Source organism: Methylobacterium sp. WL69, assembly GCF_008039485.1.
Taxonomy (GTDB): domain Bacteria; phylum Pseudomonadota; class Alphaproteobacteria; order Rhizobiales; family Beijerinckiaceae; genus Methylobacterium.
Genome location: NZ_VRUZ01000048.1, coordinates 15769 through 29120, shown reverse-complemented (window position 1 = coordinate 29120; position 13352 = coordinate 15769). Strand labels below are relative to the sequence as shown.

The 13352-nt window shown below is 70.7% G+C and carries 13 protein-coding genes and 1 pseudogene; 6 read left to right on the top strand and 8 right to left on the bottom strand.

Going from position 1 to position 13352, the window contains the following annotated elements:
* Positions 1–491, top strand: a pseudogene (locus FV218_RS22810) (hypothetical protein); the annotation flags it as partial.
* Between the two features lie 121 nt (positions 492–612).
* Positions 613–1368 carry a flagellar type III secretion system pore protein FliP gene (gene fliP, locus FV218_RS14025; protein WP_147710219.1) on the top strand — a complete coding sequence of 252 codons (756 nt, stop codon included), beginning with the start codon at positions 613–615 and terminating at the stop codon, positions 1366–1368.
* A 3-nt stretch (positions 1369–1371) separates the two neighbouring features.
* Here fliP and FV218_RS14020 read toward each other — a convergent pair whose 3' ends face one another.
* From FV218_RS14020 to fliL, 7 genes are all read right to left on the bottom strand, one after another.
* Positions 1372–4719, bottom strand: coding sequence for a hypothetical protein (locus FV218_RS14020; protein WP_147710217.1), 3348 nt, complete (start codon positions 4717–4719; stop codon positions 1372–1374).
* Positions 4720–4962: 243 nt separating this feature from the next.
* Positions 4963–5361, bottom strand: a complete 399-nt coding sequence (locus FV218_RS14015; RefSeq protein ID WP_147710215.1) for a hypothetical protein — start codon at positions 5359–5361, stop codon at positions 4963–4965.
* Between the two features lie 91 nt (positions 5362–5452).
* A complete protein-coding gene (locus tag FV218_RS14010; protein WP_147710213.1) occupies positions 5453–6148 on the bottom strand; it encodes an invasion associated locus B family protein in 696 nt (231 codons plus the stop codon).
* A 154-nt stretch (positions 6149–6302) separates the two neighbouring features.
* Positions 6303–7148: a hypothetical protein gene (locus tag FV218_RS14005; RefSeq protein ID WP_056093133.1), complete on the bottom strand. Its 846-nt coding sequence runs from the start codon at positions 7146–7148 to the stop codon at positions 6303–6305.
* Positions 7145–7675 (bottom strand): DUF6468 domain-containing protein, encoded by a 531-nt coding sequence (locus FV218_RS14000; protein WP_147710211.1) that lies wholly within the window; start codon positions 7673–7675, stop codon positions 7145–7147. Before FV218_RS14000 ends, FV218_RS14005 begins: the two co-directional genes overlap by 4 nt.
* Before the next feature lie 5 nt (positions 7676–7680).
* Positions 7681–8886, bottom strand: a complete 1206-nt coding sequence (gene fliM, locus FV218_RS13995) for a flagellar motor switch protein FliM (protein WP_147710209.1) — start codon at positions 8884–8886, stop codon at positions 7681–7683.
* Between the two features lie 39 nt (positions 8887–8925).
* Complete coding sequence (fliL, locus tag FV218_RS13990; RefSeq protein WP_147710208.1) at positions 8926–9423, bottom strand: flagellar basal body-associated protein FliL; 498 nt, start codon at positions 9421–9423, stop codon at positions 8926–8928.
* A gap of 272 nt (positions 9424–9695) precedes the next feature.
* On the opposite strand from fliL, the gene flgF reads away from it, so the two are divergent.
* Genes flgF through flgH form a run of 4 tightly spaced genes read left to right on the top strand, consistent with a single transcriptional unit; the run spans position 9696 to position 13092 of the window.
* Positions 9696–10436 (top strand): flagellar basal-body rod protein FlgF, encoded by a 741-nt coding sequence (gene flgF, locus FV218_RS13985; RefSeq protein ID WP_147710206.1) that lies wholly within the window; start codon positions 9696–9698, stop codon positions 10434–10436.
* Positions 10437–10448: 12 nt separating this feature from the next.
* Positions 10449–11240 carry a flagellar basal-body rod protein FlgG gene (flgG, locus tag FV218_RS13980; protein ID WP_056093146.1) on the top strand — a complete coding sequence of 264 codons (792 nt, stop codon included), beginning with the start codon at positions 10449–10451 and terminating at the stop codon, positions 11238–11240.
* 17 nt (positions 11241–11257) lie between these two features.
* The gene (flgA, locus tag FV218_RS13975) at positions 11258–12310 is read left to right on the top strand and encodes a flagellar basal body P-ring formation chaperone FlgA (RefSeq protein WP_147710204.1); all 1053 of its coding nucleotides are present in this window, start codon (positions 11258–11260) and stop codon (positions 12308–12310) included.
* A 35-nt stretch (positions 12311–12345) separates the two neighbouring features.
* Entirely contained in the window at positions 12346–13092 is a 747-nt protein-coding gene (gene flgH, locus FV218_RS13970; protein ID WP_056094178.1) for a flagellar basal body L-ring protein FlgH, read from the top strand.
* 72 nt (positions 13093–13164) lie between these two features.
* On the opposite strand, the gene FV218_RS22805 is transcribed toward flgH, so the two are convergent.
* On the bottom strand, positions 13165–13341 hold the full coding sequence (locus FV218_RS22805; RefSeq protein ID WP_187273062.1) for a hypothetical protein: 177 nt from the start codon (positions 13339–13341) through the stop codon (positions 13165–13167).
* Positions 13342–13352: the final 11 nt, after the last annotated feature.

The window sequence follows — 13352 nt, the reverse complement described above, 5'->3', positions numbered from 1 at the left end:
CCTCGCTGGCCGAGACGGCCCCGCAACCCGAGGTCGCTCCGGTCGCCGAGGTGGCGACCGCCGAACCGGCGTTCGTCGAGCCCCCGGTCCCGACCGCCGTTCCGGAGGAGCCGGCGCCCGCCGCCTCTCAGGTCGATTCGCAGGCCGATCACCAGGTCGATCACCAGGTCGATCCCATGGCCGCCGCCATGGCGGCGACGGCGGAGGAGCCCGGCCCCGACCCGGTCCCGGCCGACGACCTGTTCGAGGCGGACCGTTCCAACCCCCCGGTGGACCGGTCCGTACCCCCGGTGGACCGTTCCATGAACCAAGCGGACCGGTCCGCGCCTGCACCGGACGGACCGGCGCCCGACGTCGCGATTCCGGCGCCGCCCGACCCGGCGCCGGCCCGTCCGGCCCGGCCGAACCCGGCGCCCAATCCGTTCTCCGTCGAGGAGATCGAGGCCGAGTTCGCCCGCCTCCTCGGCCGGCCCCTCGACAAGAAGAACTGACCCGAGGCCCCCGGCTCCGGACATATCCCCGGCCATCACGCCGACAGGTTTCCGGCGGAAGAGGGTTCGCCCTGGAGCATCGCCCCACCCGATTCTCCGGGCTATCCCCTTCGGAAACCAGATGATTCGTCCTCCGCTCCGCCTCCCGCGCCTCGCCGCTCGTGCGATCCTCGCGGCTCTCGGCCTGACCCTGGCGGCGGGCGGGGCCGCGGCCCAGAGCCTGTCCGTCGATCTCGGGGCCGGCGGCGTCACGGAGCGGGCGCTACAGCTCGTCGCGCTCATCACGGTCCTGGCGCTGGCGCCCTCCGTCCTCGTGATGGCGACCTCGTTCACCCGGATCGTGGTGGTGTTCTCGATCCTGCGCTCGGCGCTGGGTACCCAGAGCGCACCGCCCAACGCCGTCGTCACGAGCCTCGCCCTGTTCCTCACGGCCTTCGTCATGGCGCCCGTCGGACGGGAAGCCTACCGCACCGGAATCGAGCCCCTCATCGCCGGCCAGATCACCCAGAGCGTCGCCTTCGAGCGCGCCTCGGCCCCGTTCAAGGCGTTCATGCTGAAGAACGTCCGCGAGAAAGATCTCAAGCTTTTCCTCGACATGGCCAAGGTGCCCACCCCCTCGGGGCCGGAAGCCATCGGCCTGGAGATCATCACCCCGGCCTTCATGATCTCGGAGCTGCGCCGGGCCTTCGAGATCGGGTTCCTGCTGTTCATCCCCTTCCTGATCATCGACCTCGTGGTGGCCTCGATCCTCATGGCGGTGGGCATGATGATGGTGCCGCCCGCCACCGTGGCCCTGCCGTTCAAGCTGATCTTCTTCGTCCTCGTCGACGGCTGGACCCTGGTGGCCGGCTCCCTGGTGCAGAGCTACGGCACCTGAGCCTCAGCCGGGCGGCGTCGCCGGGCCGCCCTCCGCGTCGGCCCGGGTCTCGCCGTCGCGCCCGGCCCGCTCGGGCACGGCGCTGTCGGGATAGCGCTTGCGGTACTCCGTGAGGAACGAGCGCAAGGTCTCGGCGCTGGTGGCCTTCTGGGCGATCTCGCGGAAGCCCGTGGTGCGCACGGCGTTGGGCTGGGTCAGGAGCGCGAAGGTGCGGGCGTCGACGCCCTCGGCCATGGGGTTCGCGAACTTCGCCCGAAGGCGTTCCAGGCTGAGGGTCTCGTTCGCCAGGCCGTACGCGATGGCCGCCCGCAGGACGTCCGTGCGGGCGGTGTCGTCCAGGGGCACGCGCTGGCGCCAGGCATCGCCCACGAGGGTCTCGTGCGCCTCGCCGGCCTCGCGCCAGCGCCGCCCGGTCCACAGGATGTCGGCCCGCAGGCGGGCGGCGTCGGCGCCCGGCTCGCCGTCGATGGTCTCCAGGGCAAGGTCCGTCCGCGAGAGGTCGGAGAGGGCGCGGGCCCGCAGGAGCGCGCGGGCGCGGCGCAGGTCCTCGGGCAGTTCGGGCAGGTAGGTCGCGTCGAGGACCTGGAGCGCGGCGAGCGGCTTCTCGTCCATGAGCCGGATGGTGGCCAGACGCGCGGCCACCTCGGCGCGGGCCGGCCCGGTCAGGCGGCGATCCACCTGATGCTGCAGGAGATCGCCGGCGGAATCGAGCAGGTCGATTTTCACGAGGCGGTCCGACAGGCGACGGACGATCTCGTCGCCGCGTCGGTCGATGGGCGCGAAATCCTTGAAGTCGAAGTACAGCGCCAGGGCCTCGACACCGGACAGGTTCGCGCCGCGCTCGCCGAGGTAGAGCTCCTCGAACAACGCCATGGCCGAATCGTGCAGGGCGCGGGCGATGGGCGACTGACCGCGCAGGACATCGGCCCGGCGCGCGGCGGTGAAGGCCTGGCGCCAGCGGCCGGCGTCCCTGTACAGGTTGGCGAGGGCCGCGATGGCCCGCGTCTCGATCTCGTCGCCGTGCCAGGTGAGCGCCAGGGCCTCGATGCGATCGATGGTCTCGGCGAGGGGCAGCTTTCCCGACGCATGGCCGAGGATCGCCGCCCGCAGGGCGGCATCGGCGGCCACGGGACCCCTGCCCGCCTCGGTGAGGCGCCGGTAGCTCTCCTGGGCGGCGACGGTCCGGCCCGTCACTTCGTCGATGCGGGCGCGGAGCAGCAGGAGCCGGTCGCGCTCGGACGCTTCGGGCGAGCGCGCACCCGCCAGGGTGAGGTGGCGGCTCGCCGAATCCCAGTCGCCGGCCTCGATGGCCGCCTCCGCCGCGGCGCTGCGCAGGAGGACCTGGAGGTCGTCGGGATAACGCTCGAGGATACCGGACGTCTCGCGGAACGCGGCGTCCGCCTTGCCCCACCGCCCGGCCAGGGTGTCGAGGTACCCTTGCCACAGGCGTACCTCGGGATCGGATTTGAGGCCGTCGCCGTCGAGGATGTGCCGCGCTTCGGCGGTGTGCCCCATTCGGGCGGCGGCAATGGCGACGAGGAGGGCCACGTCGCGCTGTGCGGAGAGGACGGGGTCCTCGGCCACGGCGACCTTGAGAACGCCGTAGGCCTCGACGGTCAGACCATTGGCGAGGAAGCCCTTGGCCAGGGTCAGGCGCAGGGGCCCGCGCGCGACGCTGGAGGCCTCCGTGACGGCTTCGAGCTGGCGGCGCAAGAGATCACGCACGCCGCCGCGGCGGGACGCTTCCCAGGGCGCGCGCTCGACGGCGAGGTCGCCGATGCCGGCAAGCGGCACGTCCACGGCGCGCGCGACGCCGGAGACCGCCATGCCGGCGTCGCGCCCGATGGCGACGCCGTCGATATCGGGCCGCACGTGCAGATCGTCGGCCCGTGCGAGGACGGCGACGCCCTGGCGGCTCGGCAGCAGTTCGAAATCGACGAAGGTCTGCCGTTTGGGAATGCCGGCGGGCTTCGGGCCGTATCCGGTGACGACGGCGATGCGCTCGCCGTCGAGGTCGAGCCACGTCGCCCCGCCGGGGTTCGGCAGTTTCACGCCGACGCCGAGGCGGCCGTTCGCTCCGGCCGTCCGGGTCGCCGACAGGGGCTCGCTCGCGGAGAGATCGGTCCCGGCCACCAGTTCCCAGCCCGTGGGGGCGTCGGCGGGGCCGGACGGCACGAGGTCGAGGAGGCGCTCGCGCGGCACGGGGAGGCGTATCGTGACGAAGCCGCCCGTCCGATCGGGGGACCCCAGGGGCGAGAGGACGGGATCGCCCGCCGGGATCGTGACGGATTCGGACGTCTCGAACACCAGGGTGGCGATGCCGGCCCGCTCGAACAGGGCCGCGGCCGGCATCTTCGTGAAGGGAAACACCAATCCGGGTCCGGCCGGGCGGATCACCACGGGATGCGACGCCGATGCCGGCGGTTTGACCGCCGCCGGTGCGATGGGCTTCGCCTCGGACTGGCCGGTCCCGGCCTCGCCCGCCGTCTTCCTGGCACCGTCGGGCGCGTCCGGAGCGCGCGCTTCGACCGGTTTGGTCTCGCTCGCCCTCGGCACCACGTCGAGGGTGGCACCGTCCGCGTCTCGGGCGGACCTGATCTCGTAGCCCTCGGCCGGGGTCACCAAAAGGCGCACGCCCGTCGCGTCCTCCTCGACGGACAGGGCCGCGATGGCGGGCTTGAGGCGCCCGCGCGTGGCGGTGTCGTCGATCCGCCAGGCCCCGGGCAGGTCGAGTCGCGTGGCCGCGCCGTCGCGCTCGAATCGTGCGGTCGCGGATTCGGGTAGGCGCAGGCTGAGGCGTGCGAGGTTGGGGCGCAGGGCGAGTTCGAGGGAGAGGCGCGCGGGCTCGGGCGGCTTCGGCCGGGCGGCCCTCAGGGCAGCCTCGGCGGCCTGGGTTCGGGCGAACAGCTCGGCCACCACCTCCGGCGGCAGCGGCGGCGGCAGCCCGGACCAATCGAGGGGCAGCAGATCGATGAAGGTGGTCTCGCCGGCACTCTGCACGTTGATGCGATACGGACGCTGGAGCGCAAGGCGCAGGCCCGTGCCATCGGGGTCGCGTCGGACCACCGAGACGTAGTCGGGCATCTGCGCGGCGAGGCGCTCGGCGAAGGCCGTGCTGCGCTCGGAGAAGGCGATGACGAGGACCGCCCCCGAGATGCGTGCCTTCACGGTCACGGCCGTGTCGAAGGTCAGGGTGATGCGGCCGTAGCGCTCGGCCTGGACCCCGGCGGCGGCCGTCAGGCGGGCCGCGGTGGCGGGACCGCACAGGACGAGCCCGGCGAGGATCGACGCTGCGGCGAGGCCGGCCCAGGGCCGACGCCGTCGAGTCGCGATACCGGCACCCAGACCCATCGAAGGATACGCCAAACCCGAGGGGCGCCCCGCCCGTTCGGCGAGCGAGGCACCTTACGCCACACAGTCCGGACATTGTCTTCGGTCTGGGCTAACGGGCGCTTAAGAGCCTGAACCCCCATCCGCTCGCGCGCCGCGGATGGGGTCTCGGCAGGTCGGCGCCGCCCCGGAGGACGATCGATGGCCGCCATCGCGACCCGATCGACGGGACGTCGTCCGCCTGCCGCTCTCGTCCGCGGGGCGCTAGGGTGCCGTGCGCTTGACGACGAGATTGGGAATCGTGGAGCCTGCGGCACCGAAATTGGTGTCGGCCCGGGCGCAGCTCCCGGGTGTATCCTTGGTGTAGACCTCCGTGTAGGCGCGCGAGCGCAGCAGCAGATCGCCCGCGGACAGATCCTCCATGGTCACGCCAAGGCTGGCAACGACGTCCTTGAAGCGTGCGTAGTCGGGCTTGAGGTCCGGGCAGGCATTCTGAACGAAGTAGAGCAGGCCGGCGAGCTTTGCCGCGCTGTTGCGTTGGCGCTCCGCCTTCGTTTCGGGGGGGCGGGGCTCGGGAGCGGCGGCGTCTGGCGGCGCGGTCTGGGCCAGGGCGGGCGCGGTCAGTGCGGCCACCAGCAGGCCGGCTGTCAGGAGTCTTCTCATCGGCGTTTCCTCACGGTTGGTCGTCGGTACGGCGTCTTCGTTGATGGACGTTTCTTGGGACGCGCCGCCGTTCGAGATCGGACTGCGGAACTCAGCCGGTCAGGGCGGCCGCGCGGGCGAGCGCCGGCCCGAAGCCGCCGAGTGGCACGGTGATGACCAGGGGCTCCTTCGCATCGGGTCTGGTGGCCGTCACGGTCAGGGCCTTGGCCGCCTTCATGGTGTCGGTGGCGAGGGTGGGGAAGCTGACGGGGACGATGCAGCCTTCCTGGCTGCAGCTCAGATAGGGCGCACCCTGCCCCAGGATCGCCTCGTCGAGCTTGAACTGGACGCCGCCCTCGATGTTGACGCCGAGCGGCATCAGGATCAGCCCTGCCGCCCGGCCCTCGGCCGGGGCGCGCAATTCGATGGCGAAGGAGCGGCGTCCATCGGTCTTCGAGCCCTGCGCCTGCATCAGGGTACAGGTGACCGGCCCGGCTCCCTCTCGCGCGCAGACCACGGTCCAGTCGCCGTAGACTTCGCTCACCGAACTGGCACCGACGGGCCAGACTGCCGCCGGGGCCGATGCCGGGGCCGGGGCCGCCGTCGTGGCGGCAGGCTTCGCCGCCGGCGCGGGCTTGGCGGCGGGAACGGGTTTCGGCCTGGGCTTCGGCTTCGGGGCCGCTTCTGCCGGCGCTTCCGGCTCAGCGGCGTCCTGGGCGAAGGTCGGCGCGATGGCGGCTGGCAGGAGGGTCAGGAGCAGGCCGAGCGCGGCGGCGGGGAGCGGTCGGAGCGGGCGGGGTAGCGGCAAGCGGGGCCTCCAGGGATATCTCGAGCATCGGAGACTCTCACGCGGCGCCCCACCCGCTGTCGATCGGGGGCGTCACACCTGATAACCTCTGAGCCTGCCGCCTAACCCCGACGCACCGCGCGCGCAACCGTAAGGGTTTGCTGAGACCGGGTCGTCAGCGTTTCGGGTCGAGTCTGCCCGTGGATTCGATGGCCGGGAGCTCGTTGGGGCCGAGACCGGCGACCGACGGAGCCTGTGACGGCGGTTGGGTCCCGCGCGCGCGGTTCGCGAGGGCGATGGTGAGCTTCTCGGCGGGCTCCGACTGCATCAACGCCAGGACCTCCGCCATCTTGCGCGGGTTCATGGCCAGGACGATGGGGACCAGCACCTCGAGGGTGAGGCGGTCGAACACCCGTGCGGCGTCCTTGGGCTTCATCGTCTCGTACATGGTGACGATGTTCTTCAGGGCCGCCTTCTCGGCCTCGGCACGCTGATTGGCGCCACCCTCGGCACTTCCCTCGCCCTGTTTGAGCGCATCGATGCCGGTCTCCAGCTTGCGCTCGGCGGTGCCGATGAGCTGCTCGCGCAGGTCGAGGGCGTCGCTGCGCTGCTTGAGGGTGTCGCGGCGGCCCGCCAAGCGCTCGAGGATCGCGCGCTCGGATGCGGGCATCGCCTCCGGCGGCGGAGGGGGGCGGAGTGCCGGCTTCTCGGGCTCGGGCGCCGGCTTCTCCGGCTCCTTCGCCGTGACCGAGCCGGTGGTGGCCGGATCGGACGGCTCGTAGCCCGTACGGGCCTTGGCCAGCACGCGGGCGAACTCCGGCAGGGGTGCGTCGGGCGCGGGTTTCGAATCCTCGATCGTGATCGCCGCGAGCTTCAGGACGAGCAGGCCGACGGCCGCGAGGGTGACGGCATCGATCAGACGCAGTTTGAGCGGGCGCGGTTGTGGAAGTCGGGCGCGCAGACCCGGCTTCCCGGTCTTCTTGGCCGGTCCCGGAAGCCGTGGGGAGACCGGACCGGTCATGCGGCCTTGCTCCGCAGCCGTTCGAGGGCCCGTTCGGACATGGCGAGCGCTGCGGCCGCGGCGGCTCCGAGGCGCTCGCCATTGGGGGTGCTCGGACCCTCCGGCGGGTTGCGGGTCTGGGGTTTTGCAGCCTGCGTGGCACTATGGACGGGCCCATCCGCGAGGCGTGGTGCCGGGCGGGCGACGCCGCCGGGAGCGCTGCCGGCCTGTGCGACGATGGCCGAAATCCGTCCGATCACGGCCTCGCCGGCCGTCACGTGGGCGGAGAGATCCGCGGCGTAACGCTCCGCGGTGGCGAGGCGGTCAGCGAGGGTCCGGTCGCATTCGTCGAGGGTGGCGCGCAGGCCCGCCACGGCGCGCTCCGCCGTGGCGCTGGCCACCACGAGGTCGCCGATGGTCTGGCGCATCCCCGCCTCGTCGGCCTTCATCCGGGAGATCCGCCGGCTCAGCCGCACGGACGAGACGATCGTGGCGACGAGCAGGATGGCGACGAGGATATCGGCGCCGAGGGTGGCGAGGAGACTCATGCGGCTCACCCGTCGTTGCGGTTGTTCATGGAGGCCTCGAAAGCCTGGAACGTGGTGCGGGACCGGCGCAGCGGCCGCGTCAGCTGCACGGCGATACTGTCGTCCACCCGGCCGATCCGCCCTTGAGTCAGGGCCCAGTCCCCGCAGCGGACGGAGATGAGGTCGGAGGGCTTGGTGTCGAACATCAGGGTGTCGCCCACCTTCAGGGACAGCACCTTCTTCAAGGGCAGCATCGTCTCGTGGAGTACGGCCTCCATGGTCGCGTCGGCCTGCCAGATCTCCGTGGCGAGGTGGCTCTCCCAGACGTGGTCCCGGCCGAGCTTCTCGCCCATGAAGCTCTGCATGAGCAGTTCACGGATCGGCTCGATGGTGGCGTAGGGGAACAGGATCTGGAGCAGGCCGCCGCGCCCGTCCATGTCGAGCTTGAGGCTGATCAGGATGGCGGCGTTGGCCGGACGCGTGATCGTGGCGAAGCGCGGGTTGGTCTCGATCCGGTCGATGGCGAAGCGCACCGGCGAGAGTGGCTGGAACGACAGTTCGAGGTCGGTGAGGATGATCTCCACGAGGCGGCGGACGAGCTGCATCTCGATGGTGGTGAAGGGCCGCCCGTCGAGGCGCGTCGAGGTGCCGCCGCGCTTGCCGCCCAGCAGCAGATCCATGGTCGAATAGGCAAGGTTCGATTCGACGGTGACGAGGCCGGAATTCTCCCAGGCATCGGCCCGGAAGACGCCGAGCAGGGTCGGCAGGGGGATTGCGTTGAGGTAGTCGCCGAACCGCACCGACGTGATGTTGTCCAGCGTCACCTCGACGTTGTCCTGGAAGAAGTTGCGGAGGCTCGTCGAAAGCAACCGGATCATCCGGTCGAAGACGATCTCCAGCATCGGCAGGCGTTCGTACTGGACGACGCCCGAATCGACGATGGCGCGCACGCCGCCGGCCCCGGAGGCCGACAGTTCGCGTAAGGAGAAGCCGAGGACGCCGTCGATCTCGTCCTGGTTCAGGATGCGGTCGTTGCCGCTGAGCTCGGGAAGGTTGTCGGTCTCCCCGTCCTCGATCATCGTCGCCCATTCGGCGGCGACGTCGCTGGCGTGCGTGGTCGTACCCTGTTCGGCCAGGGCCGCGCCCCACTCGTCGGCGAGGGAGGAATCACCCCCGGCCTCGTTCTGCGCGATGAGGGCTGCGGCCCAGTCGTCCTCGTCGGCGTCGGCCATGGAAGTTCCGAATGCGGGTGTGAAAGGGGTCGGCGAGGGCTACTGGACGATGACGTCCTTGAAGAGCACCGCCTCGGCCCGGGCCGGGTGGATCGCGACGTTGACCCGCCGCAGGAGTTCCTCGCGCAGGCGGTAGAGGCCGGCGGAACCCGCCAGATCGCTGGCGCGCAATTCACGCATGTAGACCTGGAAGGCGTCCTCGATACGCGGCATCAGGGGCTTCACCTCCTGCTCCACCTTCGCGTCCTTGAGTTCGATGGAGATCTTGATCTTGGCGAAGCGGGCCTTCTCCTGACCGGCTTCGCTCGACAGGTTGACCATCATTTCCCGCACGTCGAGGAACACGATCGGCGCCTTGACCTCGGCGACGGCCGGCGCGTGACCCTCACCGCCGGCTTTCTTCTTCATCAGGAAGACCCCGCCGCCGCCGAGCGCCAGGACGGCCACCGCCGCGATGATGATGAGCTTCTTCTTCGAGCCGGCCGGGGCCTCACCCTCTTCGCCCTCTACGGCAGCCTTCTTGGGCTTCTTCGCCATCGATTCTGCCCTGACTGCGACGCCGTCGTCGGGTGCGATCGCCTCACCGCGATGCCCGTGCGATCGAGATATCGGCCGCGAGGGTTAACGCGCCGTTAAGGAGGCAAGAACTGCCGGGTCGGACTTGCCGCGCGGACCGGGCGTCGGCCGATGGTGCCGGTCGGATGTATCTTTAACCTACGGAAAAGACAGACGAAATTCCGGTTGCTCAGGGTGGCACGGCCTATGCGGATCTGTTCCCCAGTTACCGCTCGTCGTAGTTGGGTCGTGTCATGCAGAACGCAATGTTCGTGGGGGTCTCGAGCCAGGTCGCGCTTCAGCGCGAGCTGGAGGTGATCGCCAACAACATGGCCAACGTCTCCACCAACGGCTTCAAGGCGCGCAACTCGCGCTTCCAGGAATACCTGATGCCGGTGGCGAGCGCGGATTCGTTCCAGAAGCCGGATCGGCGCGTGTCCTACGTCATCGACCAGGGCACGGCCCTCGATCTCGGCCAGGGGCCCATCGAGCAGACCGGCAATCCCCTCCACATTGCCGTGCGGGGCGAGGCCTTCCTCGTCGTGCGGACGCCTTCGGGGGACCGCTACACCCGCAACGGCGCCTTCGAGACCGATGCGCAGGGCAACCTCGTCACCAGCGACGGCTACGCCGTGCAGGGCGATGGCGGCCCGATCCAGATCGGCCCGCAGGAGACCGGCATCGCCATCGGCCCCGACGGGACGGTCTCGACCAACCTCGGCATCCGCGGCCGGGTCCGGCTCGTGACCTTCGCCAACCCGCAGGCCCTCACCAACGAGGGCGCGAACCTCTACGCCTCCACCGCCGCGCCGACCCCGGCCGGTTTGGCCGGTCGCGTCGAGTCGGGCGCCCTGGAGCGCTCCAACGTCAAGCCGGTCATCGAGATGACCCGGCTGATGGACGTGAATCGGACCTACACCATGGTTTCCGGCGTGATCTCGCGCCTCGACGAGTTGCGCGGCACGGCGATCCGTCGCCTCGCCGACGTCGCCTAAGGAACAGCACCCATGCGCGCGCTCTACGCCGCCGCCACCGGCATGGCGGCCCAGGAACTCAACGTCCAGGTCATCTCCAACAACATCGCCAACCTTCGGACCACCGGCTACAAGCGCCAGCAGCCGCATTTCCAGGATCTGCTCTACCAGAACCTGCGCCGGGCCGGCTCCTCGACCTCGGACCAGAACACCCAGCTCCCGGCGGGCCTGGCCATCGGCTCGGGCGTCAAGACCACCTCGACGGCCCGGGTGATGTCGCAGGGCACTCTCACCTCGACGGAGAAGGACTACGACGTCGCCATCCGCGGCGAGGGCATGTTCCGCGTCACCATGCCGGACGGGCGCACGGCCTATACCCGCGACGGCTCGTTCGACCTGTCCGCGCAGGGCCAACTCGTCACCCGCGACGGCTACCTCGTCGATCCCGGCATCACGGTGCCGAACAACGCCACGTCCGTGACCATCAGCGCGCAGGGCGCGGTGCAGGCGACGGTGCCGGGACAGACGGCGCCGCAGGCCCTCGGGCAGTTCCAGTTGGCGCGCTTCGTCAACAAGGTCGGCCTCGAATCCATCGGCGACAACCTGTTCATCGAGACCGCCGCGTCGGGACCGGCCATTGCCGCGACGCCGGGGTCGGAGGGGTTCGGCAACCTGCAGCAGAGCTACCTCGAAGAAGCCAACGTCAACGCGGTCACCGAAATCTCATCCCTGATCGCGGCCCAGCGCGCCTACGAGATGAATTCGAAGGTCGTCACCGCCGCCGACCAGATGATGTCCACCACCTCGCAGATGTTCCGCGGTTGATCGGGAGCGCTCCAGCCATGTACGCCCTGAGATGTGTTCACCCGACCATTCGACCCCGCGTCGCGCCGGTCAATCCGGCGATGGTCGTTCGCGCTCTACTTGCGCTCCTGGCGCTTGGACTTTTCACCCTGCCGGTGCTGGCGGAGGGGCCGGCGCAGCGCCTGCGACTGCGCGGCGACGTCACTGCGCGCGGCGACGTGCTGACATTGGGCGATCTCGTGGAGGGTGCGAGCCCGGATCTCTCGGCGCGCCCGCTGTTCCGCGCGCCGTCACTCGGGGCCAGTGGAACGATCCAGGCCCGGCGCATCGCCGAGGCCGTAACGGCCCTCGGGCTCGGTGAGATCGAGACGGGCGGGCGCGTCCAGGTCGCGGTCCAGCGCGCGGCCCGGCGCGTCGCCCAGCCCGAAATCGAGGCCGCCCTGAAGCGGTCCCTCGAGACGGCCTACGGACTCGACGGCCGCACCCTGGCGATCCGCCTCGACGGCAATGCCCCGGTGCTGCTCGCCCCCGTCGACCTCGACGGACAGGCCACCGCCCTCGACCTCACCTACGATCCGCGCTCGCGGCGGCTCGCCGCCCTGGTGACGCTCGGCGAGCGTCAGGCGTCGCTCCGGGTCACCGGCCTCGTCATGGAGATTCGCGAGGTCGTCGTCCTCGGCCGGCAGGTCAATCGCGGCGAGGCCATCACCGCCGCCGACTTCACCCTCGAGCGCCGGCCCAGGGAAGCGGTCCCCACCGATGCCCGGGCGGGTGCGGCGGACCTGCCCGGTCAGGTGGCGCAGCGGGCCTTGAGCACCGGCGCGATCCTGCGCGGTGGCGATGTCGCGCCCCCCGACCTCGTCCTGCGCGGCGAGGCCGTCACCATCGTGTTCGACGCACCCGGCCTCGCCCTGTCCCTGCGGGGGCAGGCCAACGAGAGCGGTCGCCTCGGCGCCACGATCACCGTGACCAATCCGGTCTCGAAGAAGGTGTTGCCCGCCACCGTCACCGGACCGGGCCGGGTCTCCGTCGGCCCGGCCCCCGCACCGGTCCAGCGGCAGGCCAACGCCGCCCTCGACGGCGCCCGGTGATCGCCATGGTCCACAACGCTTCCAGCACGGTCCCGATGACCCACCGCGTTCGCCCCGCCCTCGCCGTCGCGCTCCTGTGCACGGGCCTGGCCGCCTGCAACACCGCCGACCGGCTCTCGCAGATCGGCGCGACGCCGGCCCTGTCCGCCATCGAGGACCCGACGTCCCAGGCCGGCTACAAACCCGTGCGGTTGCCGATGCCCGAGGTCCAGCCGGTCTCCTACGCGCCGAACTCCCTGTGGCGCACGGGGTCGCGGGCGTTCTTCAAGGATCAGCGCGCGGCCCGCATCGGCGACCTCGTGACCGTGAAGGTCAACGTCACCGACAAGGCCAACCTCAACAACGAGACCAAGCGCTCGCGCTCCAACGCCGAGGGGTTCGGCCTGCCCAACGCCTTCGGCCTGGAGAAGAGCGCCGGAATCGCCGCCGCCGGCATCGCCGCCGACAAGCTTCTCAACGCCACCTCGACCACGTCGAGCGACGGCACCGGCTCGGTCCAGCGCAACGAGACCGTCACCACCAGCATCGCCGCCATCGTCACGCAGATCCTGCCCAACGGCAATCTCGTGGTGGAGGGCAAGCAGGAGATCCGCATCAACTTCGAGGTGCGCGAGCTCATCGTCGCCGGTGTGGTCCGGCCCGAGGACATCGAATCCGACAACACCATCGAGTCGTCCAAGATCGCCCAGGCCCGCATCGCCTACGGCGGAAGGGGCCAGATCACCGACGTCCAGCAGCCGCGCTACGGCCAGCAGATCGTGGACGTGCTGCTGCCGTTCTGAGGCGCTCGTCGGGACCGGCTCTCCCGTGCCGAGGGCGGAGCCGGTTTGCGGCCGGACGCTCCGCCGGGCTGCTCAGTGCTCCGTACCCGGACGGTTCGGGCGCGGGGCCTCGCCGTGATCCTTGACGAAGGCGGAGCGCTCGGGATCGTTCTTCTTCGCCGCGACGCGGGCGCGCTGCCACAGGGCGACGCCGATGACGAGGCCGAGGGTCACAACGGCGAGGACGAGGACGAGCACTTCATTGTTCATGGCGTTGTCTC

What these genes read in the sequence shown, in the direction of transcription:
- fliP (WP_147710219.1), top strand. Translation starts at nt 613, where the DNA reads ATGATTCGTCCTCCGCTCCGCCTCCCGCGCCTCGCCGCTCGTGCGATC.
- FV218_RS14020 (WP_147710217.1), bottom strand. Translation starts at nt 4,719, where the DNA reads ATGGGTCTGGGTGCCGGTATCGCGACTCGACGGCGTCGGCCCTGGGCC.
- FV218_RS14015 (WP_147710215.1), bottom strand. Translation starts at nt 5,361, where the DNA reads ATGAGAAGACTCCTGACAGCCGGCCTGCTGGTGGCCGCACTGACCGCG.
- FV218_RS14005 (WP_056093133.1), bottom strand. Translation starts at nt 7,148, where the DNA reads ATGACCGGTCCGGTCTCCCCACGGCTTCCGGGACCGGCCAAGAAGACC.
- FV218_RS14000 (WP_147710211.1), bottom strand. Translation starts at nt 7,675, where the DNA reads ATGAGTCTCCTCGCCACCCTCGGCGCCGATATCCTCGTCGCCATCCTG.
- fliM (WP_147710209.1), bottom strand. Translation starts at nt 8,886, where the DNA reads ATGGCCGACGCCGACGAGGACGACTGGGCCGCAGCCCTCATCGCGCAG.
- fliL (WP_147710208.1), bottom strand. Translation starts at nt 9,423, where the DNA reads ATGGCGAAGAAGCCCAAGAAGGCTGCCGTAGAGGGCGAAGAGGGTGAG.
- flgF (WP_147710206.1), top strand. Translation starts at nt 9,696, where the DNA reads ATGCAGAACGCAATGTTCGTGGGGGTCTCGAGCCAGGTCGCGCTTCAG.
- flgG (WP_056093146.1), top strand. Translation starts at nt 10,449, where the DNA reads ATGCGCGCGCTCTACGCCGCCGCCACCGGCATGGCGGCCCAGGAACTC.
- flgA (WP_147710204.1), top strand. Translation starts at nt 11,258, where the DNA reads ATGTACGCCCTGAGATGTGTTCACCCGACCATTCGACCCCGCGTCGCG.
- flgH (WP_056094178.1), top strand. Translation starts at nt 12,346, where the DNA reads ATGACCCACCGCGTTCGCCCCGCCCTCGCCGTCGCGCTCCTGTGCACG.
- FV218_RS22805 (WP_187273062.1), bottom strand. Translation starts at nt 13,341, where the DNA reads ATGAACAATGAAGTGCTCGTCCTCGTCCTCGCCGTTGTGACCCTCGGC.